Origin of the sequence: Thiemannella venezuelensis (assembly GCF_014203605.1) — a bacterium.
Classification (GTDB): Bacteria; Actinomycetota; Actinomycetes; order Streptosporangiales; family Streptosporangiaceae; genus Planomonospora_A; species Planomonospora_A venezuelensis.
Genome location: NZ_JACHJJ010000014.1, coordinates 161,411 through 181,421 on the forward strand (window position 1 = coordinate 161,411; position 20,011 = coordinate 181,421).

Below are 20,011 nucleotides of genomic sequence, written 5' to 3' on the forward strand. Positions count from 1 at the left end.
TCCATCGATCGGTCCTACCCCTTGATGATCCCCTGTACCCGGGTACCGCCGCGAAGGTTCCGGCGTCCTAGACTGCCGTCATGCCTTCCGCACTGATCACGGGCGCGACCGCCGGCATCGGTGCCGCGTTCGCCCGCCGCCTGGCCGCCGACGGCTTCTCCCTCGTCCTCGTCGCCCGCGACGAGAAGCGGCTCGCCTCCCGCGCCGAGGAGCTGCACCTGCGTTACGGGGTCGCGGTCGAGACGCTGCCCGCCGACCTGACCGCCGAGGACGGCCTCGCCGCGGTCGAGGAGCGGCTCCGCGAGGGCGTCGACCTGCTGGTCAACAACGCGGGCTTCGGCCACCCGGGGGCCTTCCTCGACGTGCCGGTCGCCGACGAGCTGCGCATGCTGAAGCTGCACTGCGAGGCGGTGCTGCGGCTGACGCTGGCCGCGCTGCCGGGGATGAGGGAACGCGGCCGGGGCGCGGTGGTCAACGTGGCGTCGGTCGCGGCGTTCTTCACCCGGGGCACCTACAGCGCCTCCAAGGCGTGGGTGGTCAACTTCAGCGAGTCCACGGCCGCCGAGCTGGCCGGGAGCCGCGTACGGATTATGGCGCTCTGCCCGGGGTTCGTCCGGACCGAGTTCCACGACCGCGCCTCGATGGACGTCTCCGGCATCCCCGGCTTCCTGTGGCTGTCGGCCGACTCCGTGGTCGACGAGGCCATGCGCGACCTGGCCCTCGGCAGGCGGGTGAGCGTCCCGGACCTGCGCTACAAGGCCATCGTCGCGGTCGGCAGGCTGATCCCTCGCGGGGTGACCGGCCGGATCTCCCAGCGCCTCGGCCGCCGCTGACGCCGGGCCGCACCCGCCGGATCCCCGGCTCGCCGTACGCCCGGGAGGACTGCGGGCCCGGGAGGACGGCGGGCCCGTACGCGCCGGCGCCGTGCCGTCGCCGCCGTACGGCAGGCGGATACGGAAGGGCCCGCGCCACGGGAGGGGGTCGTGGCGCGGGCCCTACCGGCCTGCGGGGATGGTTCAGACGCGGGCGTTGGCGGCGTGCCCGATCGACAGGCCGGAGGCCGGGTCGAAGAAGTGCAGGTTGTGGGTGTCCACGACCAGCTCGATGTTCTGGCCCGGGCGGACGTGGCTGCGGGAGTTCACGCGGGCGGTCCACAGCGACTTGTCGCCGACCAGCGGGAGGGTGGCGTCCTCGTCGTCACCGGCGTCGGCGGCGGCGACGGTGTCCTGGTGCTGGACCGGCGGGGCGTCGATCAGGAACAGGACGTTGATCTCGGAGCCCAGCTCCTCGGTGACCTCGGCGCGGACCGGCAGGCGGACCCAGCCGCCGGCGTGGCCGTTGGCGGCGACCGAGTCCTCGAAGTCGGAGGGGCGGATGCCCAGGATGATCTTCTTGCCGATGTACTGGTCGAGGCCCGGCTTCTCGGCGAAGGTCGCGTCCGGGACGGGCAGCCGGTAGCCGGCGAAGGCGACGGCGGCGCCGCCTTCGCCGCGGACCAGCTCGGCGTTGACGAAGTTCATCGACGGGGAGCCCATGAAGCCCGCGACGAAGAGGTTGACCGGCTTGTCGAAGAGGTTCTGCGGGGTGTCGACCTGCTGGAGCAGGCCGTCGCGCAGGACGCAGACGCGGTCGCCGAGGGTCATGGCCTCGACCTGGTCGTGGGTGACGTAGACGGTGGTCACGCCGAGGCGCTCGTGCATCGTGTTGAGCGAGGCGCGCATGGAGACGCGGAGCTTGGCGTCCAGGTTGGACAGCGGCTCGTCCATGAGGAAGGCCTGCGGCTCGCGGACGATGGCGCGGCCCATCGCGACACGCTGGCGCTGACCGCCGGAGAGGGCGGCCGGCTTGCGCTTGAGGTACTGCTCCAGGCCGAGCATCTTGGCGGCCTCGCCGACGCGCTTGGAGATCTCCGACTTCGGCATCTTGCGGAGCTTCAGACCGAAGGCGAGGTTCTCCTCGACGGTCATGTGCGGGTAGAGCGCGTAGTTCTGGAAGACCATGGCGATGTCGCGGTCCTTGGGCGGCAGGTGGTTGACCACCTTGTCGCCGATGGCGATCTCGCCCCCGCTGATGTCCTCGAGACCGGCGATCATCCGCAGCGCGGTCGACTTGCCGCAACCGGACGGACCGACCAGCACCATGAACTCGCCGTCCCTGATCTCAAGGTTGAGGCCGTTCACGGCTTTGACGCCACCCGCGTAGATCTTGTCGACGTTGCTGAGAACGATGGATGCCATGGAGGGTCCTTAGCGCTTCGGGCCAACCCCGCGTTCGCCCGATAGTGGATACGTTTTCATGAATCTCACCCGAACCGGACATCCCTGTCAAGAGTTCGGCGAGTTTTCCCTGTCGATTCGGCTCCCGTTACCTCTCCGTGCTGGAGTCGGCACGGAAAGAATGATGGAATCGTTTCCATGAACGCACGCCGGACAACCATCAAGGATGTCGCCGAGGCGGCGGGGGTCGGGGTGGCCACGGTCTCCCGGGTGCTGTCCGGCGGCTCGGCCAGCCCGGAGACCAGGGAGCGGGTGCTGACCGTCGCGGCCCAGCTCGACTACCGGCCCAGCGCGCTCGGGCGCAACCTGCGCCAGCGGCGCTCGGGCGGGATCGGGCTGCTGGTCCCCGACATCACCGACAGCTTCTACGGCCGCCTGGCCGACGGGGTCCTCGCCTGCGCGCGGGCGGCGGGCGAGCCGGTGGTCCTGGGCACGACCGGCGACGACGCCGAGCGCGAGGCGGAGCAGATCGGCATGCTGCTGGAGCAGGGCGTGGACCGGGTGGTGGCGGTTCCCGCGGGAAGTGCGGAGATCTGGGAGCCGACCCTGCGGGCCGGGCTCACCACGGTGTTCGCCCACCGCTCCGCCGCCGGCCGCGACGACGTGCCCGCCGTGCTCGCCGACGACCGGGCGGGCGTGCGGACCGCGGTCGACTACCTGACGGGGCTGGGGCACCGCCGCATCGCCTACCTCGGCGGACCCGGCCAGGAGCAGCGGGTCTCGGTCTTCCGGCAGTCCCTGGGCGCCCTCGTGGACGAGGAGCTCATCGTCTCGGCGCGGGGCAGCCGCGACTCGGCCTACGCGGCGGCGGCCGGGCTCTTCCAGCACCGGCCCGACCTGACCGCCGTGCTGGCCGGCGGGAACCTGCTGGGCGAGGCCGCCGTGCTCGCCGCCGGGGAACTGGACCTGCGGGTGCCCAAGGACCTGTCACTGATCATGTTCGACGACGTGCCCTGGGCCGAGCTGTGCGCTCCCCCGCTGACCGTGATCGCCCAGCCCGCGCAGGACATCGGCTACCGCGCGGCCGAGCTCGTGCTGCGCGGGGGCGGGCGGCGCCCCCGCGGCGTGCTGCTGCCCACCGAGCTGATCGTCCGGGGCAGCTGCGGGCCGCGGCGCACGGCCTGACCCGGCCGGCGCGCACGCCGGGACGGCCGCGCCCACCGGAACGGACCGCCGGGCCGGGGCCGTCCCCCGGCCCCGGCCCGGCGGTCCGGAGTGGCTTCCCGGCTCAGAGTGACTTCTCGATCGCCGCGACGAGGGCGGCGTCCTCGGGCTCGACGTTCGGGCGGAACCGGCCCAGCACCTCGCCGTCCCGGGAGACCAGGAACTTCTCGAAGTTCCACTGCACGTCGCCCGCCTCGCCCCCGGCGTCCGCGGCCCGGGTCAGCTCGGCGTAGAGCGGGTGGCGGCCGGAGCCGTTGACGTCGGTCTTGGCCAGCAGCGGGAAGTCCACGCCGTAGTTGACCGCGCAGAACTCCTGGATCTCCTCGGCGCTGCCCGGCTCCTGACCGAGGAACTGGTTGCAGGGCACGCCGACGACGGTGAACCCGCGTTCGGCGTAGGCCTCCTGGAGGCGGACCAGGCCGGCGTACTGCGGGGTGAGGCCGCAGCGGGAGGCCACGTTCACGATGAGGAGGGTCTTGTCGCCCGCGAGGTCCGCCAGCGTGGTGGGGGCTCCGGCGAGGGTGTCCACGGAGATGTCACGAATGCTCATGAACGGAGCCTAGTAGGCCTTTTCCGGCCCCCGACAGGCCGGGCGGCACGCCGCGCCCGACCGCCACCGGCTCCCGGCCAGACGGCCTGCGCCGGTTCAAACCCCATGGCGGGTCGATCTTTTCACCGGTCCGCCGCCTCGGGGAGCGCGCGACCGTCAGCCCGTCCTCCTCGAACCGCCCGGAAGCCGCGAAGATCCGGTAAACAGCCTTCCTCCCCGTGTCGCAGCCGCCGTCCGGAACTACCCCGGCGTACTAGAAACCGCCTAGAGACACCGCCGCGGCGTCGTACCGGGAACATGCCGGCACGACCACGCGGGCGTCCCCCGTCCGAGCCACGGACGCGGGACCGCCAAGCGGGCGCAGGGCCGCCGTGCCCCTGCCCGCCTCCCGCACGCGGCCCGACGGAAGGATGACGATGAACGGCAACCGCGCACTGCGCACCACGGTCGTGACCGTGCTCGCCGCCTCCACCGTGGCCACGTCCACGGCGGCCTGCCAGGCCGAGGCGACCTCCAGACCGGTAGGGGAAGAACCGGTCCAGGCGGTCCACCGGGGCGAGCGGTCCGCGCAGGCGGTCCGTCCCGCGCAGCCGGCCCACCGGAGCGGGCGGCCCGCCAGGACGGTTCACCGGGGCGTGTGGGCGCCCGAGGCCGAACCCCGGCCCAGGCCCCGCACGCGGACCGCCAAAGGCAGGAACAAGGCGATCGCTTTCCGCCTCGTCTCCCGCCGCGCGTGGTCCGACGACCAGTTCCGCTGCCTGGACCGGCTCTGGACCAGGGAGAGCAACTGGAACCACCGGGCGCACAACCGCTACACCGGTGCCTACGGCATCCCGCAGGCGCTGCCGGGCTCGAAGATGAGCGGCAGCGGCGGCGACTGGCGGTCGAACCCGGCCACGCAGATCCACTGGGGCCTGCGCTACATCACGAGCCGCTACGGGACAGCGTGCGGCGCATGGGGTCACTTCCAGTCGAGGCACTGGTATTGACCCGGCGGGAGTGCCCAGGGGAAGGGAGCACTCCCGGCGAACGCCCGGGGCGTCGGGAGCGCCCCGGGCGTCATCCTCCGCGCCGTTCCCGGCGCACGGCGATGGCCTGGACGAGCAGTTCCACGCCGAACTCGAACTCCGACTCGTGGTCGCAGGAGCCCAATTCCGCGGCGAGGGCGTTGGTCTGCGGGAACAGCACCGGATCCACCTTGGCGACGTCCACCTCGGCGTGGTGGACCGGGGCGAAGGTCGGGGTGACGCCGACCTCCCGCAGCAGCGATCCCACGATGTAGGCGATGAACATGCGCAGGATCCGCACCGCCTCCTCGCCGTCGAATCCGGCGCTGCGCAGCGTGGCGAGCGCCCGCTCGACCGGGAGCAGCCCGGCGGTCGACTGCAGCTGGCGGCTGACCACCACCATCGTGCACCGGGGGTAGTGGTGGGCGATCTGCCGGAACGCCCGCGCCTGCATACGCACCCGGTCGGTCCAGTCGGCGTCCGGGTCGTCGGTGAACTCGATCCCCGACAGCACCGTCTCGGCCACCGCGTCGAGCAGGGCCGCCTTGTTGGGCACGTGGTTGTAGAGCGACATGACCCCCACGCCCAGGTCGGCCGCGATCCTGCGCATGGAGACCGCGTCGGCCCCCTCGCGCTCGATCAGGTCGATGGCCGCGGCGACGATGCGCGGACGGGACAGCGGCTCTGCGGACATGTCTTCATTCTCTCCCGGGCCATTGACGTACGTACACCGTACGTGCCACGCTCCAGGCATACGTACGGTGTACGTCTCTGGAGGTCGCATTGTCGACGCACGATCTGTACACGATCCCGGCCGAGCTCTCCACCTGGGACGTGGAGGCGGCGGGCGCCGCCCGCTTCACCTGGGAGTACGACGACGGCAGGGACCGCATGCTCGCCCTCTACCAGAAGGGCAAGGACAAGCAGTGGGACTCCGTCAAGCGCATCGACTGGGACCTCGAGGTCGATCCGTACAACGTGCTCGGCATCCCCGACAACACCATCGCCATCCACGGCACCCCGCTGTGGGACCGGATGGACGAAAAGCAGCGCCAGGACGTCCGGCTGCACGGCGCGGCCTGGCAGTTCTCCCAGTTCCTGCACGGCGAGCAGGGCGCGATGATCTGCTCGGCCCGGATCGTCGAGTCGGTCCCCGACCTCGACTCCAAGTTCTACGCCGCCACCCAGACCATGGACGAGGCCCGGCACGCCGAGACCTACGCCCGGTTCCTGCAGGAGAAGGTGGGCCTGGCCTACCCCATCAACGAACACCTCAAGGCCCTGCTGGACAGCACCCTGAGCGACTCCCGCTGGGACATGCCCTACCTGGGCATGCAGGTGCTCATCGAGGGACTGGCCCTGGCCGCGTTCGGCGTGATGCGCGACATCACCACCAAGCCGCTGCCCAAGCAGATCCTCGCCTACGTGATGCAGGACGAGGCCCGCCACGTCGCCTTCGGCCGGATGGCGCTGCGCGACTACTACGCCCAGCTCAGCGAGAGCGAGCTGCGCGAGCGCGAGGACTTCGTCATCGAGGGCTGCTACCTGATGCGCGACCGCCTGCGCGGCCGGGAGACCTGGGAGACCATCGGCCTGAACAAGGCCGAGGTCGCCGAGGCCATGGAGGCCGTCGACAACTCCGAGTACCTCAGGCTCTTCCGCTCCCTGCTGTTCAGCCGCATCGTCCCCTGCGTCAAGGACATCGGCCTGTGGAGTCCCCGTCTGCAGCAGGCCTACGCCGACATGGGCGTGCTCGACATGGCCGGGCAGAGCCTGGACGCGCTGATGAGGCAGGACGAGGAGATCGCCGAGAAGGTCGACGCCGAGCGCTTCGCCGCCGAGGAGGCCGAACGCCACGCCGAGGTCGCCGAGACCATCGCCCTCGGCGCCGAGTGACGCCGGTCCCGGGGTGGGCTCCGGAGTGGGCCCCGCCGCGCAGCCGGCCGGCTCACCGGCCCGCGCGGACGCCGCCGGGGCGGCGGGCCGGGGGGATGGCCGGGGGGATGGCGTGGCCGAGGCCGAAGGTGCCGTCCGGGTCGTAGGCGGCCTTCACCTCGGTCAGGCGCCGGTGGTCGGCGGCGGTGTAGGCCGTCGCGGTCCGGGTGGTGTCATGCAGGAAGTTCAGGAACGACCCGCCGGTGGCGTACGGGCGCAGGGCGGCGGCCAGGTCCGGTGCCTCGGCGTCGACGATCACCGACAGGGACGTGTCGCGGTGGCCCGCGGGGCCGGCGCCGGGTCCGGGGGACGCCATCGCACCGCCCCAGTGCCGCACCTCCACCGTCGTCACCGGCTCCGACGGGCCTTCGTGGTCCGCGGCGCGCACCAGCGCGTCGATCACCGGGTCCGGCAGGCGGTGGAACAGGTTCACCTGCCGGGGGGCGGTGCCGCCCATCGACGCCTCGGCGTAGGGCACCGTACGGAGGTCGTCGAGCAGCGCCGGACCGGCGGCCCGCCACAGCGGTGCGAGCGCCCGCAGGGCGGGTCCGGCGTCCCCGGCGTACATCGCCTTGACCATGAGGACACGCCGGCCGCGCACCGCACCGGGCGTCCGCGGGGTGTCCGGCATCCGGGTCAGCAGGACCGCGGTGCTCAGCTCGTCGGGAGCGGTGGCGATCCAGTCGCGGTAGAACGCCAGGGTGTCGGCCGCCCGCTCGACCGGGAAGCAGGCGGTTCCCGCGTGGACCCGGGCGACCGGGTGGAGCCGGAACTCCAGGGAGGTGACCACGCCGAAGGAGCCGCCGCCCCCGCGCAGCGCCCAGAACAGGTCGGGGTGGCTGCCGGGGCTCGCCGTCACGAGCCGGCCGTCGGCGGTGACCACCTCGGCGCGGAGCACGCTGTCGGCGGCGAGGCCGTACCGGCGGGCCAGCCAGCCCAGCCCGCCGCCGAGGGTGTAGCCGGTCACGCCGACGTCCGGTGAGGAGCCCGACAGCGGCGCCAGGCCGAACGGCGCGGCGGCGGCCAGCACCCGGCCCCAGCGGGCGCCGGGGGCGACCCGGGCGGTCCGCCGCTCCGGGTCGACCAGCACGCCGGTCATCTCCGAGGTCTTCAGCAGCAGGCCGCCGTCGCAGGGGGCGTGCGTGCCGTGCCCGGTCGCCTGCACCGCCAGCGGGAGCCCCAGCTCGCGGGCGGCGAGCACCGCGGAACGGACGTCCTCGGCTCCGGCGGCCTCGGCCACCAGGGCGGGCCGCGGGTCGAACGCCGGGAACAGCGGCTGCCGCGCCCTGTCGTAACCGGCCTCTCCGGGCAGGTGCACCGCTCCGGCGAACCGGCCGCCGAGGCGACCGGCGGCACGGATCACGGCGGAAGGCACGGCCGGGGACACAGCGGGAGACACGGCGGGAGACACGGCGGGAGACGCAGTCGCGGACATGGTCGCGGACATGGCCATGGTGGTGGTCCTCTCCAGTGGGATCCGGCGGTCGACGCACTCTCACGATATAGTCATAAATCTTGATAATCAAGGATCGTGACTATATTTTCCGCGAAGTGACCGCGGGGCGGGCGCGAACGGCGCGGCCCGCCCGGGGACGCGGACCGGCCGGCCGCCGCCCCCGTGGAGCAGGAGCCGTCCGGGACCCCGGCCGGGCAGGGCCACCCGCGCGTGCGCTCGCCGTTCCCCCTGGCCGGAGCGGCTCCGGACGGTGTTTACCGGCGGGTTCACCGGATAGGCGCATCCCTCGACAGGAGTGCGGCCGACGGAAGGGGACGACCATGGGAGCGGACGACAAGATCGCGAACAAGGCCGAGGAGATCAAGGGCACGGCCAAGGAGAACCTCGGGGACCTCACCGGTGACGAGGACCTCCGGGCGGAGGGCCGGGCAGACCGGATGGAGGGCAGCGTCAAGCAGGCCGGCGAGAAGGTCAAGGACGCCGGGAAGAAGATCAAGGACGCCTTCACGGACTGATACCGCCCGGGCGGGGTGCCGGGGCCGGCCTTGCGGCGGGCCCCGGCCGCGCCTACCGTCGGATGATGACCGTCGTTCACCGGCCCCGGGTGGCCCTGGAAGGCGCGCGGGCCTTCGTCGCCGCGGCGAGCTCAGAGGTCTACTGGTGGCTCACCGACATGACCGGGACGCATCTCGGCGTCCTGTACCAGCTGCGGCTTGCCGAGACACGGCTGCGCCTGCAGCGCGAGGACGCGGAGTTCACCGAGATCGGCGCCTGGCGGGTGCGGCTGGAGGACCTGCTGCACGAGCGACCGGACCTGGCGCCGTTCCTGCTCCGGCTCACCGGGGAGATCTCCGAGCGCCTGCCGCGCTGACCTCCCGGGACGCGGCGGGACCTCTACCGCGACACGACCGGGACCTCTACCGCAGCACGACGAAGACGAGGGAGCCGGTGACGGCGGCGAGGGTGCCGAGCCAGGCGAGGATCGCGTCGGCCCGCTCGTCGAGCGGGCGCCCCTCGTGCAGGGCGTCCTGGACGCGGTGGTAGCGCACGCCGGTGCGCGCCAGCAGGAGCGCGCCGCACAGCGCGGCCAGCGCGAAGGGGACGGCGGCGAGCGGGTGGACGCCGGCGCGCAGCGCGATCCCGCCGGCGCCCAGGCCGCTGGCGGCCAGCATCGTGGCGGAGCGGACCCAGGCCAGCCGGGTGCGCTCGCTCTGCAGCCCCTCGTCCCAGAGCTCGGTCATCGCCCGGCTCGCAGCCCCGTCACCGGCGCCCCCCGCGCGCCCGCCCCCCGCGCGCCAGGACCGGCCGGCCCGCCGGGATCCACCGGTACGGCGGTGCTCATCGGCCCGTCAGGATGAGGACGAGCGCGAGCAGGGCCACCGCCGCCACGCCGTACCCGAACAGCGGGGCCAGGGCGGGCGGCGGGAGCGGGGAGGCCGTGCGCAGGGCGCGCTGGACGTGGCGCCAGCGGGGGTAGGCCATCGCGGCGGCCAGGGCGGACAGGGAGACCAGGACGACCGCGAGCAGGGTCCGCATCCAGGGCACGAAGACGTCCGGGGAGACGGCCGCCATCGCGACGCCGCCCGCGCTCAGCGCCAGCGAGGTGCTCAGCCAGGTCAGGAACGTGCGTTCGTTGGCGAGCGTGAACCGGGGGTCCGGCTCCCTTCCGCGGGCGTCGGCCGGTTCTCTCGGGGTGTCCATGGAATCGACGCTATTTCAGCGACATTTCCCCTAGAGAACCCGGGATTCGGCAAAAACCCCGGCCCTGGTGGGTCCAGGACCGGGGCGGCATGCCTGTCGCGGAGCGTCCGGCTCCGCGCGGCGGCCGGTCTCGGGCGGCCGGTCTCGGGCGTCCGGGACCGCGGCCGTCAGGCGCAGGCGCCGGTGAGCTCCTCGACCCACTTCACGCCGTCGGTGGCGATCTTCTGCGCCGCGTCGACGGCCTCGTTGGCGTTGTTGACGTTGAAGCCCTCCAGGCTGGCGGCCACGCCGTCGGCGGCCTCCTTCAGGGAGGTGTTGGCGGCCTTGTCGGCGAGGTCGCCGAGCTGGGCGGCGCCGTCGTTCAGCGCCTTCTCCATCGCGGCGGGGTCGTTGATCAGCCCGGCCACCTTCGACATGGTCTCGGTAACGATGCCGGCGGCCTGCAGGCACTGCTGGGCCTTGTCGACGCCCTCGCTCACCTGCTGGATCTCGGAGCAGCCGGTGGTCAGGAGCGCCGCGGCCAGCGCGGAGGCGGCCAGGGCGAGGGTGCGTCGCTGAAGAGGTCGCATGCTTCGACACTACCCAACGGCCCGGTACGGCAGGCGGCATCCGCAAGACCGGTTCACCGCCCGCCGCACCGGATCCCGGCGGGATCAGAGCTTGCCGAAGCAGGGGCCGTCCATGGTGTAGGACTGCGCGGTCGGACCGGTGTAGAAGTCCTTGACGATCGTGACGCCGGTGGGCGCCGCGGTGTCGGGCTTGTTGATCAGCGTCTGCCGGAAGGTCGCGGTGTTCGGGTCCCCGGCGAAGTTGCCCGCCTCGGGCGGGAGCATGCCCTCGTAGTCGACCGTGTTCAGCGACTTGACCGCGGCGAGGAGGCCCTTGCGGCTGACGTCCCCGCTCGCGACCATCTTCTCCAGCGCCGCCTTGAGCGGGTAGGACCAGGCCCAGCCGGAGGTGTAGCCGTCGCTCGGGGTGACGTTCCCCAGCGCCTCGCGCATCGCCTTGTGGCCGGGGGTGTCGGCGCCCCACGGCTTGCCGGGCGAGGACTGCTCGTAGAGGGCGAGGATCGCGGGCGCGGCCGGGCTCTTCAGCAGCGCCGGGTTCCAGGTGGGGGCGGTGCCGATGAAGCGCCCCTTGAACCCGGCGGCGGCGGACTGGCCGATGACCGCGGCCGCGTCGGCCGGGCCGGTGGTCAGGATGACCAGGTCGGGCTTGTTCTTGGTGATCTCGGTTATGGCCCGGCCCTGCTCGGTGGCGCCGGACGGGGTCTCGACGGCGGTGAACTCCAGGCCGTTGCGCTCGGCCGCGGCCTTCGCCCCCGCCGCGGCGTCGGCGCCGTAGTCGCCGGCGTAGTGCACGGCCATGACGGTCTTCGGCTTGTAGGCCTCCACCGCGTAGTCGACGGCGTTCATGGACTCGACGCAGTAGTTCGCGCCGGTCTCCACGATGACGTCCTCGAACTCCCAGGCCGAGGTCCACGACGCGGGCGCGGAGACCACGTTGTTGGCCTTCAGGTCGGCGATGATGGCCGCGGTGGTCGGCGAGCCGAGCGTCTGGGCCAGGCCGAGCACGTTGTTCTTGATCTCCTGGTAGACCTGGTTGTGCGTCTCGGGGTTGTACTTGTTGTCGCGGACGTAGGCCTGCACGTCCACCTCGTACTTGCCGCCGATGCCGCCGGCCTTGTTGACCCGGTTCCAGAACGCCTTCTGCGCCTGGGTGATCGGTACGGCCAGCGCGGCGAACGGCCCGGAGGTCAGGTCGGAGATCGTGCCGAGGTAGATGCACCCCTTGTTCCTGTCCACCGGGATCGGGCACGGCTCGCTGGTGACGCCCGTGGTCACGGCGCCCTTCTTATCCTCGTCGTCCCCCCGGATGACACCGCACGCGGACAGAAGGGCCACCAGGGACACGGCTATCACCAGATGGCGCTTCGACATGGATTCGGCTCCTTTTCGGTAGGAGGTGCGAGGAGAAAGGTCAATACGAGAAGGGCCAGCTCTTCCAGTAGGCGCGGGCGCGGATCCAGATTCCGAAGAGCCCCCGGGGCTCGAAGACGAGGAACAGCACGATCAGCAGGCCGTACAGGGCGACCTGGATCTGGAAGACGTTGGGCGTCTGGGTGGTGTCGGCGCTGACGAACGGGAGCAGCGCCGGGAGTTCCTGGGTGATCCGGGGCAGCAGGGTGACGAACAGCGCCCCGGCGATCGCCCCGGAGACCGTGGCCACTCCGCCGATCAGGACCATCGCGATGAACTGCACCGACATCAGCAGGTTGAACGAGCCGGGGTCGAAGAACCCGGTGACCGTGTACATCAGCGCGCCCGCGCAGCCCGCGTAGCCCGAGGAGATCGCGAAGGCGAGCGTCTTGTAGCGGGTCAGCGGCACGCCGATCACCTCCGCGGCGATGTCGCGGTCGCGGATCGCGGAGAAGGCCCGGCCGATCCGGGAGCGGGCGAGGTTGCGCGCGGCCACCGCGAAGACCACCAGCAGCACGAGCATCAGCATGTAGAGCGACTGCGCCCGGGTGCCGAGCGCGCTGTCGGCGTCGAACCGGAAGCCGAACAGCTCGGGCACGGCGGCCGGGCGGCCCACGCCGGGGCCGCCGGTCAGGTGGTCCCACTCCTTGAAGACGTGCTCGCCGAGGAAGACCAGCCCGAGCGTGACGATCGCCAGGTAGAGGCCGCGCAGCCGGGCGGCGAGCGGGGCGACGAGCACTCCGGCCAGCGCCGCGGCCGCTCCGGCGGCGGGCAGCCAGACGAGCATGCTGGTGATCCCGAAGCCCAGGGTGCGCCCGCCGGGGTCCCCGGAGACCGCCGCCGCGGTGTAGGCGCCGACGGCGACGAAGAAGGCGTGGCCGAGCGAGACCTGGCCGGCGTAGCCGGTGACGATGTTGAGCCCGATCGCGCCGATCGCCGCGACGTACCCGGCCGCCAGCAGGACCAGCAGGTCGTCGGGGAGGCCGCTGAGCAGGACCGCGGCGCCCAGCAGCAGCGCGAGCCCGGCCTTCTTGGCCCGGGTGTCGAGCAGCGCCATGTCCTGGGCGTAGGCGGTGTAGAGCAGCGGGCGCCCCTTCGGCCGGCGCGCCCGGACCGCCCCGGGGCCCCCGGGGCCGCTGTCCGGACGCACGCCCGGACGCACGCCGACCTGTCCGGTCCGCTCGGTCATACCCGTTCCACCTCCGGAGTGCCGAACAGGCCGTACGGTCTGACCAGCAGGACCAGGAGCATGACCGCGTACGGCGTGACGACCGCGAAGTTCTGCCCCAGCCAGGGCGCGAGATCACCCTGGTAGGACTGGACCAGCGACTCCACGACCCCGATCGCCAGCCCGCCGATCACCGCGCCGCCGAGCGAGTCGAGCCCGCCGACGATGATCGCGGGCAGCGCCTTGAGCGCGATGATCCAGGTGAGCTGGTCCACGCCCTGCCCGGTGCCGGCGAAGGTCCCGGCGATGGCGGCCAGCCCTCCGGCCAGTGCCCAGGAGAGCGCGAAGACCATGCCGACCGAGACGCCCTGGGCGAGCGCGGTCTCCTGGTCGAAGGCGGCCGCCCGCATGGCCAGGCCGTACCGGGTGTAGCGGAAGAACGCGAACAGCAGGGAGACGAGCACGGCCGTGGTCAGCAGCATCGCGATCCACCGCTGCTGCACGGCCAGGCCGCCGACCTCCACCAGGCTCAGTCCCCACGGATCGCCGACCTGGCGCACGTCCAGCCCGATGAAGCCGTTGACCACGACCCGGACGACGACGTCGATCCCGAGCGTGATGATCGCCACGACGAAGACGGGCCGGCCGACCATCGGGCGGATCGCGACCCGCTCCACGCCCAGGGCCAGCCCGGCCACCAGCAGCGCCGCCAGCGGCACGGCGAGGTAGAAGCCGGTCGTCCCGGCCAGGTGGCTGACCGCCACCGCTCCGGCGATCATGAAGGCGGGCTGGGCGAAGCTGATCACCCGCGTCGCCTTGTAGACGATCACGAACCCGAGGGCCAGCAGGGCGTAGACCGAGCCGTTGCCCAGCCCGCGCACCAGCGATTCGAGCACACCCTTCATCGGTCCCGGTACATCCCTTCGACGAGGTCGGCGAAGAGCCGTTCGACCGCGCTCCGCTTGACCTTCTGGGTGGCGGTGAGCTCGCCGTCCTCGTGGTCGAGCTCCTTGGGCAGCAGCGCGAACCGCTTGACCTGCTCGACCCGGGCGAACCGCTCGTTGACATCGTCGACGACCCGCTGCACGAGCTCCCGGACCTCGGCCTTCTCCGACAGGTCCCGGTAGGTCGTGTACGGCAGGCCGCGGCGGCGCGCCCACTCCCCCACCGTGTCGAGCTCGATGCCGATCAGCGCGGCCAGGTGCTTGCGGCGGTCGCCGACGACGACGGCCTCCTTGACGTACGGCGAGGCCTTGAGCGCGTTCTCGATCTCGCTCGGCGCGATGTTCTTGCCGCCGGCCGTGATGATGATGTCCTTCATCCGGTCGGTGATCCTGACGTGGGTGCCGTCCACCCACTCGCCGACGTCGCCGGTGTGCAGCCAGCCGTCGGCGTCGAGCACGTCGGCGGTGGCGCGGGGGTCGCGCCAGTATCCGGCGAAGGTGCCCGGGTGCCGGGTGAGGATCTCGCCGGTCAGCTCGTCGATCCTCAGCTCCACGCCCTCGTGGGGCTCGCCGACGGTGCCGAGCCTGATCCGGCCGGGACGGTTGCCGGTGGCGACGGCGGTGTTCTCGCTCATGCCGTACACCTCGTGCATGGCGATCCCGATGCCCATGTAGAACTTGAGCACGGCGGGCGCGATCGGCGCCGCGCCGGAGGCGGCGTAGCGGACCCGGCGCATGCCCAGCCGCTCGCGCAGCGCGCGGTAGCACAACAGCCAGCCGGCGCCGTACAGCATCCGCGTGCGCGGGGTGTGCGTGCCGCCGGTGCGCACCAGCTCGTCGCCGATCCGGTCGGCCACCCGGAGCCAGAACCGGGTGACGGCGCGCTTGAACGGCGAGGCCGACTCCAGCCGGATCTCCACCCCGGCGAGAACCTTCTCCCAGATGCGCGGCACCCCGAACAGGATCGTCGGCTGCACCTCGCGCAGGTTGGCCTGGACGGTCTCGATGGACTCGGCGAAGTTGACCTGGACCCCGGCGGCGGCGTTGAACCAGACCGTGAAGGCCCGTTCGGCCACGTGGCACAGCGGCAGGTACGACAGGATGAGGTCCTTCTCCGACGGCGGCGGCGAGGCGAAGCCGCCTCCCTCGACGAGCCGCGCGATCGCGTACTCGACGTTGCCGACGGTCAGCATCACGCCCTTGGGCGGGCCGGTGGTGCCGGAGGTGTAGATCAGTGTGATCACGTCGTCGGGCAGGGTGGCGGCCATCCGCCGCTCGACCGCGCCGGGGTCCTCCTCCCGGTGGGCCGCCCCGATCTCCAGCAGCTCGGTCCAGGACATGAGCCGGGGGTCGTCGTAGCGCCCGCGCACGCCCCGCGGCTCGACGTAGACGATCCGCTCCAGTTCCGGGCAGCGGCCGGCGACCTCCAGCGCCTTGTCGACCTGCTCCTGGTCCTCGGCGAGGAGGATCCTCGCCCCGGAGTGAGAGAGCAGGTAGGCGGCCTCGGCGGCCGGGTTGGTGGGGTACAGGCCGACCGTGACGCCGCGGACCGCGACGATCGCGAGGTCGGCGTAGAGCCACTCGCGCCGGTTCTCCGAGTGCACGGCCACCCGGTCGCCGGGCTCGACGCCGAGCGCGAGCAGGGCGTGCGCGACGAGCTGGACGTTCTCCCAGTAGTCCGCCCAGGTGACCTCCTGCCAGATGCCGAAGTCCTTCTCCCGCATGGCGACGCGGCCGGGCGCGGCCCGGGCCCGGTCGCGGACCCGGGTGGCGACGGTCGTGGTTCCGGTGCGGTCTTGCGTGAGCGTCATGGCGCCCCTCCCAGGTAGGCCGCGACGACCTTGGGGTCGCGCTGGACCTCGGCCGGGGTGCCGAGCGCGACCGGGCGCCCGAAGTCGAGCACGAGCACCCGGTCGGCCAGGTCCATGACCAGGCCCATGTCGTGGTCGACGAGCACGACGGGCACGCCGAGCTCGTCGCGGATGTCGAGGACGAAGCGGGCCATGTCCTCGGTCTCCTCCAGGTTCATCCCGGCGACCGGCTCGTCCAGCAGCAGCAGGCGGGGCTCCATCGCCAGCGCGCGGCCGAGCTCGACGCGTTTCTGCACGCCGTACGGGAGCAGCCGGACGGGGTGGCGGCGCCAGGCCGCCAGGTCGAGGAAGTCGATGATGTCCTCGACGCGGGCGCGGGCGGCGAGCTCCTCTCGGCGCGCCCGGCCCAGCCAGAGCAGGGCCTGCAGCGGGCCGTAGCCGAAGTGGTGGTGGCGGCCGAGCATGAGGTTGTCGAGCACGGTCAGGTTGTGGAACAGCTCGACGTTCTGGAAGGTGCGGGCCAGGCCCATGGCGGCGATCCGGTGCGGGGGGCGGCCGATGACGTCCTCGCCGAGGAAGGTCACCGTGCCGCGCTGGGGCCGGTAGACGCCGGACAGCACGTTGAAGACGGACGTCTTGCCCGCGCCGTTCGGGCCGATGACGGCGAACAGCTCGGCCGGGGCCACCTCGAAGGAGACCCCGTCGATCGCCTTCACCCCCGCGAACGCGAGGCCGACGTCCTCGACCTTCAGCACGGGCGGTACGGCCTCCCGGGCTCCGCCCGTCATGACAGCCACCTCTTCCTGCGCCGGTAGTGCTTGACCTCGCGGAAGGACTTGACCGCCCCCTCCGCGCCGAGGCCGAGGTAGAACTCCTTGATGTCCTCGTCGGCCAGGAGCTCGGCCGCCGGGCGGTCCATGACGATCTTCCCGGTCTCCATGACGTAGCCGTGGTCGGCGACCGACAGCGCCATCGTGGCGTTCTGCTCGACGAGCAGCACCGTGGTCCCCTGCCGGTTGATCTCGACGACGAGGTCGCGGACCTGCCGGACCAGCGAGGGGGCGAGACCGAGGCTGGGCTCGTCCAGCAGCAGGTAGCGGGGGCCGGCCATGAGCGCCCTGCCCACCGCCAGCATCTGCTGCTCGCCGCCGGACAGGTAGCCGGAGACGTTCCTGCGCCTCTCCTTCAGCAGCGGGAACAACCCGTAGACCCGCTCCAGGTTCTCGGCGGAGGACCGGGCGGCGGTGTGCGCGCCGACCTTCAGGTTCTCCTCGACGGTGAGCTCGGCGAAGATCCGCCGCCCCTCCATGACCTGGCTGACGCCGCGCCGTACGAGCTGCGCGGGGCGCAGGCCGTGCACGGGCTCGCCGTCGAGGAGGACCGACCCCTTGGTGATCTCGCCGTCGTGCACGTCCAGCAGGCCCGACAGGGCCCGCAGCAGGGTGGTCTTGCCCGCTCCGTTCGCGCCGAGCAGGGCCACGATCGATCCGGCCGGCACCCGCAGGCTGACTCCGCGCAGCACCAGCATCACGTCGTCGTAGACGACCTCGAGGTTGCGGACCTCCAGCATCGGGCTCCCTGAGGTTTGCGGCCTAGGTCACCCCCCGATGAAGGACAGAGTGAGACACGGTGGACCCCTGATCAATAGGCGCGGCGGCGAGGTGTCCAAATCGGAACATGGCTCTGGTCGTACGATCGCGGTGAGACGACTGTGTAAGGGAGAACATGTCCGCCTGCGAACACCTCACCTCGGTCCAGGACCCGCCCGCCCGCACGCCCGGCGGGTGCGAGGAGTGCCTGGCCACCGGGAGCCGCTGGGTCCACCTGCGCCGGTGCCTGTCCTGCGGGCACGTCGGCTGCTGCGACTCCTCGCCGAACAGGCACGCCACCGCCCACTTCAAGGAGAGCGGCCACCCGGTCGTGGCCTCCTTCGAACCGGGCGAGACGTGGCGCTGGTGCTACGCCGACCAGACCCTGGGCTGACGGCGCGGGCGGCCTGCGCCCGGCGGGGATGAGAGGTCCCTCAGTCCTGCGGAGGAGGGTCTCCGGCCTTCCGGCGGATGGAGAAGCGCCGCCGCGTCGGGGAGGCTGGGGTGCGAGGCCGCGCGCCGGGGCCCCGTTCCCCGGTGCGCGTCGGGCCCCCGGGGAGCAGGAGGCGTTCGTGGAACAGACCGTCATGAGCGGGTTCTTCGCGCGAGGGCTCCGGTGGCCGAAAGGAGTCCCGCCTCCCGGCCGGGCGAACGCGATCTCCCTGGCCGCGGAGCGGGAACCCGGCGGTGCGGCCTAGGCCGACCGGCTGCCCACCCTCGTCCTGACCGGAGTGCGCCCCGCGTGAGGAACGGCGGCGGACACACGCCGTCCGCGCACCGCCGGTCCGTGATCTAGTCGCGGGCCAGCGTCGCCTCCTCGGAGTCGAGCTCGTGCAGGACCCTGCGGAGGACCTCGTCGTCGATGCGGCGCTCGTCGCGCAGCCGTACGAAGACCTCGCGCTCGGCCGCGAGCATCTCCCGGCGCAGCCGCCGGTAGACGGCGCCGGGGGTCTCCTCGCCCTCCGGGCCGGTGCCGCCGCCCAGCCGTTCCCAGGCGGTCAGGGCACGGCGCTCGGCCCTGAGCCTGAGCTGTTCGACGACCTCCTGGTGGACGTCGGCGACGCCGCCGGCCACCAGCTCGTCCAGGCGGTCGAGGGCCGCCGAGGCCGCGGCCTGCTGGGCCGCGGCCTCGGCCAGGTCGTCGGCGAAGGTCTCCTGCTCGGTGGAGACCCGCAGCCGCCGGATCAGCCAGGGGAACGACATGCCCTGGACCAGGAGCGTGCCGATCACCACGGTGAAGGTGAGGAAGAGCAGCATGTCCCGGCCGGGGAGGTCGGGCAGGGCGAAGGCGGCGGCCAGGGAGACCACGCCGCGCATGCCCGCCCAGCCGACGATCGCGACGTTCTGCCAGGGCGGCGGCTCGGGTTCGTTGCGGCGGACCCGCCGGGAGAGCAGCCGGGGGAGGTGGGTGGCGGGCACCACCCAGGCGATCCGGGCGGCCACCGCGGCGGCGAACACCGCCAGCGCGGCGCCGACCGGCCGCCACGGGTCCGACCAGTCGAGCGCGCTGACGATCGGCCACATCTGCAGGCCGATCAGGGCGAAGACCACCGACTCCAGGAAAAGGTCCACGACCCGCCAGAGCGCGCCGGACAGCAGCCGGGTGCCGAACTCGCTCCTGGGCATCCGGTGGCCGACGACCAGGCCGACGACCACCACGGAGACCACGCCGGAGGCGTGCACGGCCTCGGCCGCCAGGTAGGTCCCGAACGGGATGAGGAGCATCACGGTGTTCTCGACCAGCGAGTCGCGGAGCGCCGCGAGGATCCGGGTCAGCAGCCAGGCGAGCGCCAGGCCGATCACCGCGCCGCCCGCGGCGGCGTAGGCGAACTGGCCGAGCGCGCCCGGCCAGGTGACCCCGTGCCCCACCGCGGCCGCCACCGCCACCCGGTAGGCGGTGAGCGCGGTGGCGTCGTTGAACAGGCTCTCCCCGACCAGGATGGTGACCACCTTGCGGGGCAGCCCCAGCCTGCGGGCCACCGCCACCGCGGCGACCGCGTCCGGCGGCGCCACGATGGCGCCGAGCGCGAAGGCCGCGGCCGGGTGCAGCTCCGGAAGGAGCAGGTGGACGACCAGGCCGATCACCAGCGTGCTGAACAGCACCAGCCCGACCGACAGGAGCGCGACCGGTCTGCGGACCGCCTTGAGCCCCAGGTAGGAGCTGTCGATCGCGGCCGAGTAGAGCAGTGGCGGAAGGAAGACCAGCAGGACGATCTCGGGGTCCAGCTCGTAGGCCGGCACCAGCGGCGAGAGCGCCAGCCCGGCCAGGACCAGCAGCAGCGGCGCGGACCATCCCCTGCGCCTGGCCACGGCCGCCACCGCGATCGCGACGACGGACACGGCGAGCACCTGCGCCATCGCCGCCTGACTCATCCCCACCCCCGCCCGTCAGGGATGATCAGCTTACGTCACCGGCGGGCCGTGCGGCCCG

At 72.4% G+C, this 20,011-nt stretch carries 22 protein-coding genes; 8 read left to right on the plus strand and 14 right to left on the minus strand.

Annotated features, from left to right (window positions below):
* Positions 1-80 precede the first annotated feature (80 nt).
* Positions 81-833, plus strand: a complete 753-nt coding sequence (locus tag FHS22_RS21045) for an SDR family NAD(P)-dependent oxidoreductase (RefSeq protein WP_184944034.1) — start codon at positions 81-83, stop codon at positions 831-833.
* Positions 834-1,016: 183 nt separating this feature from the next.
* On the opposite strand, the gene FHS22_RS21050 is transcribed toward FHS22_RS21045, so the two are convergent.
* Complete coding sequence (locus tag FHS22_RS21050) at positions 1,017-2,237, minus strand: ABC transporter ATP-binding protein (RefSeq protein ID WP_184944035.1); 1,221 nt, start codon at positions 2,235-2,237, stop codon at positions 1,017-1,019.
* A 177-nt stretch (positions 2,238-2,414) separates the two neighbouring features.
* Between FHS22_RS21050 and FHS22_RS21055 the strand changes: the two genes are divergently transcribed.
* The gene (locus FHS22_RS21055) at positions 2,415-3,401 is read left to right on the plus strand and encodes a LacI family DNA-binding transcriptional regulator (RefSeq protein ID WP_184944037.1); all 987 of its coding nucleotides are present in this window, start codon (positions 2,415-2,417) and stop codon (positions 3,399-3,401) included.
* A 103-nt stretch (positions 3,402-3,504) separates the two neighbouring features.
* Here the strand turns inward: FHS22_RS21055 and FHS22_RS21060 are convergent, their stop codons facing one another.
* Positions 3,505-3,990 carry a glutathione peroxidase gene (locus FHS22_RS21060; RefSeq protein WP_184944039.1) on the minus strand — a complete coding sequence of 162 codons (486 nt, stop codon included), beginning with the start codon at positions 3,988-3,990 and terminating at the stop codon, positions 3,505-3,507.
* Positions 3,991-4,406: 416 nt separating this feature from the next.
* Here FHS22_RS21060 and FHS22_RS21065 point away from each other — a divergent pair, with 416 nt between their 5' ends.
* The gene (locus FHS22_RS21065) at positions 4,407-4,979 is read left to right on the plus strand and encodes an aggregation-promoting factor C-terminal-like domain-containing protein (RefSeq protein WP_184944041.1); all 573 of its coding nucleotides are present in this window, start codon (positions 4,407-4,409) and stop codon (positions 4,977-4,979) included.
* A gap of 70 nt (positions 4,980-5,049) precedes the next feature.
* Here FHS22_RS21065 and FHS22_RS21070 read toward each other — a convergent pair whose 3' ends face one another.
* On the minus strand, positions 5,050-5,691 hold the full coding sequence (locus FHS22_RS21070) for a TetR/AcrR family transcriptional regulator (protein WP_184944043.1): 642 nt from the start codon (positions 5,689-5,691) through the stop codon (positions 5,050-5,052).
* 89 nt (positions 5,692-5,780) lie between these two features.
* On the opposite strand from FHS22_RS21070, the gene FHS22_RS21075 reads away from it, so the two are divergent.
* Positions 5,781-6,893, plus strand: a complete 1,113-nt coding sequence (locus FHS22_RS21075; RefSeq protein ID WP_184944045.1) for a ferritin-like domain-containing protein — start codon at positions 5,781-5,783, stop codon at positions 6,891-6,893.
* Positions 6,894-6,945: 52 nt separating this feature from the next.
* On the opposite strand, the gene FHS22_RS21080 is transcribed toward FHS22_RS21075, so the two are convergent.
* Positions 6,946-8,295 (minus strand): FAD-binding oxidoreductase, encoded by a 1,350-nt coding sequence (locus FHS22_RS21080; RefSeq protein ID WP_338047867.1) that lies wholly within the window; start codon positions 8,293-8,295, stop codon positions 6,946-6,948.
* A 413-nt stretch (positions 8,296-8,708) separates the two neighbouring features.
* Between FHS22_RS21080 and FHS22_RS21085 the strand changes: the two genes are divergently transcribed.
* Entirely contained in the window at positions 8,709-8,903 is a 195-nt protein-coding gene (locus FHS22_RS21085) for a CsbD family protein (protein ID WP_184944048.1), read from the plus strand.
* A 65-nt stretch (positions 8,904-8,968) separates the two neighbouring features.
* Positions 8,969-9,259, plus strand: a complete 291-nt coding sequence (locus tag FHS22_RS21090; RefSeq protein WP_184944049.1) for a hypothetical protein — start codon at positions 8,969-8,971, stop codon at positions 9,257-9,259.
* Positions 9,260-9,305: 46 nt separating this feature from the next.
* On the opposite strand, the gene FHS22_RS21095 is transcribed toward FHS22_RS21090, so the two are convergent.
* The 9 genes from FHS22_RS21095 to FHS22_RS21135 all read right to left on the minus strand — a co-directional run bounded on the left by FHS22_RS21095 (position 9,306) and on the right by FHS22_RS21135 (position 17,561).
* Positions 9,306-9,629, minus strand: coding sequence for a DUF202 domain-containing protein (locus FHS22_RS21095; protein ID WP_184944050.1), 324 nt, complete (start codon positions 9,627-9,629; stop codon positions 9,306-9,308).
* 97 nt (positions 9,630-9,726) lie between these two features.
* A complete protein-coding gene (locus FHS22_RS21100; protein ID WP_184944052.1) occupies positions 9,727-10,089 on the minus strand; it encodes a YidH family protein in 363 nt (120 codons plus the stop codon).
* 167 nt (positions 10,090-10,256) lie between these two features.
* A complete protein-coding gene (locus FHS22_RS21105) occupies positions 10,257-10,658 on the minus strand; it encodes a hypothetical protein (protein WP_184944054.1) in 402 nt (133 codons plus the stop codon).
* An 84-nt stretch (positions 10,659-10,742) separates the two neighbouring features.
* On the minus strand, positions 10,743-12,029 hold the full coding sequence (locus tag FHS22_RS21110) for an ABC transporter substrate-binding protein (RefSeq protein ID WP_184944056.1): 1,287 nt from the start codon (positions 12,027-12,029) through the stop codon (positions 10,743-10,745).
* 40 nt (positions 12,030-12,069) lie between these two features.
* Positions 12,070-13,257 (minus strand): branched-chain amino acid ABC transporter permease, encoded by a 1,188-nt coding sequence (locus FHS22_RS21115; RefSeq protein ID WP_184944057.1) that lies wholly within the window; start codon positions 13,255-13,257, stop codon positions 12,070-12,072.
* Positions 13,254-14,141 carry a branched-chain amino acid ABC transporter permease gene (locus FHS22_RS21120; RefSeq protein WP_184944060.1) on the minus strand — a complete coding sequence of 296 codons (888 nt, stop codon included), beginning with the start codon at positions 14,139-14,141 and terminating at the stop codon, positions 13,254-13,256. Before FHS22_RS21120 ends, FHS22_RS21115 begins: the two co-directional genes overlap by 4 nt.
* Positions 14,138-15,991: an AMP-dependent synthetase/ligase gene (locus tag FHS22_RS21125; protein WP_184944062.1), complete on the minus strand. Its 1,854-nt coding sequence runs from the start codon at positions 15,989-15,991 to the stop codon at positions 14,138-14,140. The genes FHS22_RS21120 and FHS22_RS21125 overlap by 4 nt, the downstream gene beginning before the upstream one ends.
* Positions 15,988-16,779, minus strand: a complete 792-nt coding sequence (locus tag FHS22_RS21130) for an ABC transporter ATP-binding protein (RefSeq protein ID WP_184944063.1) — start codon at positions 16,777-16,779, stop codon at positions 15,988-15,990. Before FHS22_RS21130 ends, FHS22_RS21125 begins: the two co-directional genes overlap by 4 nt.
* Entirely contained in the window at positions 16,776-17,561 is a 786-nt protein-coding gene (locus FHS22_RS21135; protein ID WP_184944065.1) for an ABC transporter ATP-binding protein, read from the minus strand. The genes FHS22_RS21130 and FHS22_RS21135 overlap by 4 nt, the downstream gene beginning before the upstream one ends.
* Positions 17,562-17,716: 155 nt before the next feature.
* Between FHS22_RS21135 and FHS22_RS21140 the strand changes: the two genes are divergently transcribed.
* Both FHS22_RS21140 and FHS22_RS38235 read left to right on the plus strand, forming a co-directional pair.
* Entirely contained in the window at positions 17,717-17,974 is a 258-nt protein-coding gene (locus FHS22_RS21140) for a ubiquitin carboxyl-terminal hydrolase 14 (RefSeq protein ID WP_184944067.1), read from the plus strand.
* A 178-nt stretch (positions 17,975-18,152) separates the two neighbouring features.
* Positions 18,153-18,278, plus strand: coding sequence for a hypothetical protein (locus FHS22_RS38235; RefSeq protein WP_260408130.1), 126 nt, complete (start codon positions 18,153-18,155; stop codon positions 18,276-18,278).
* Between the two features lie 94 nt (positions 18,279-18,372).
* On the opposite strand, the gene FHS22_RS21145 is transcribed toward FHS22_RS38235, so the two are convergent.
* Positions 18,373-19,953 carry a Na+/H+ antiporter gene (locus tag FHS22_RS21145; protein ID WP_184944068.1) on the minus strand — a complete coding sequence of 527 codons (1,581 nt, stop codon included), beginning with the start codon at positions 19,951-19,953 and terminating at the stop codon, positions 18,373-18,375.
* Positions 19,954-20,011 lie beyond the last annotated feature (58 nt).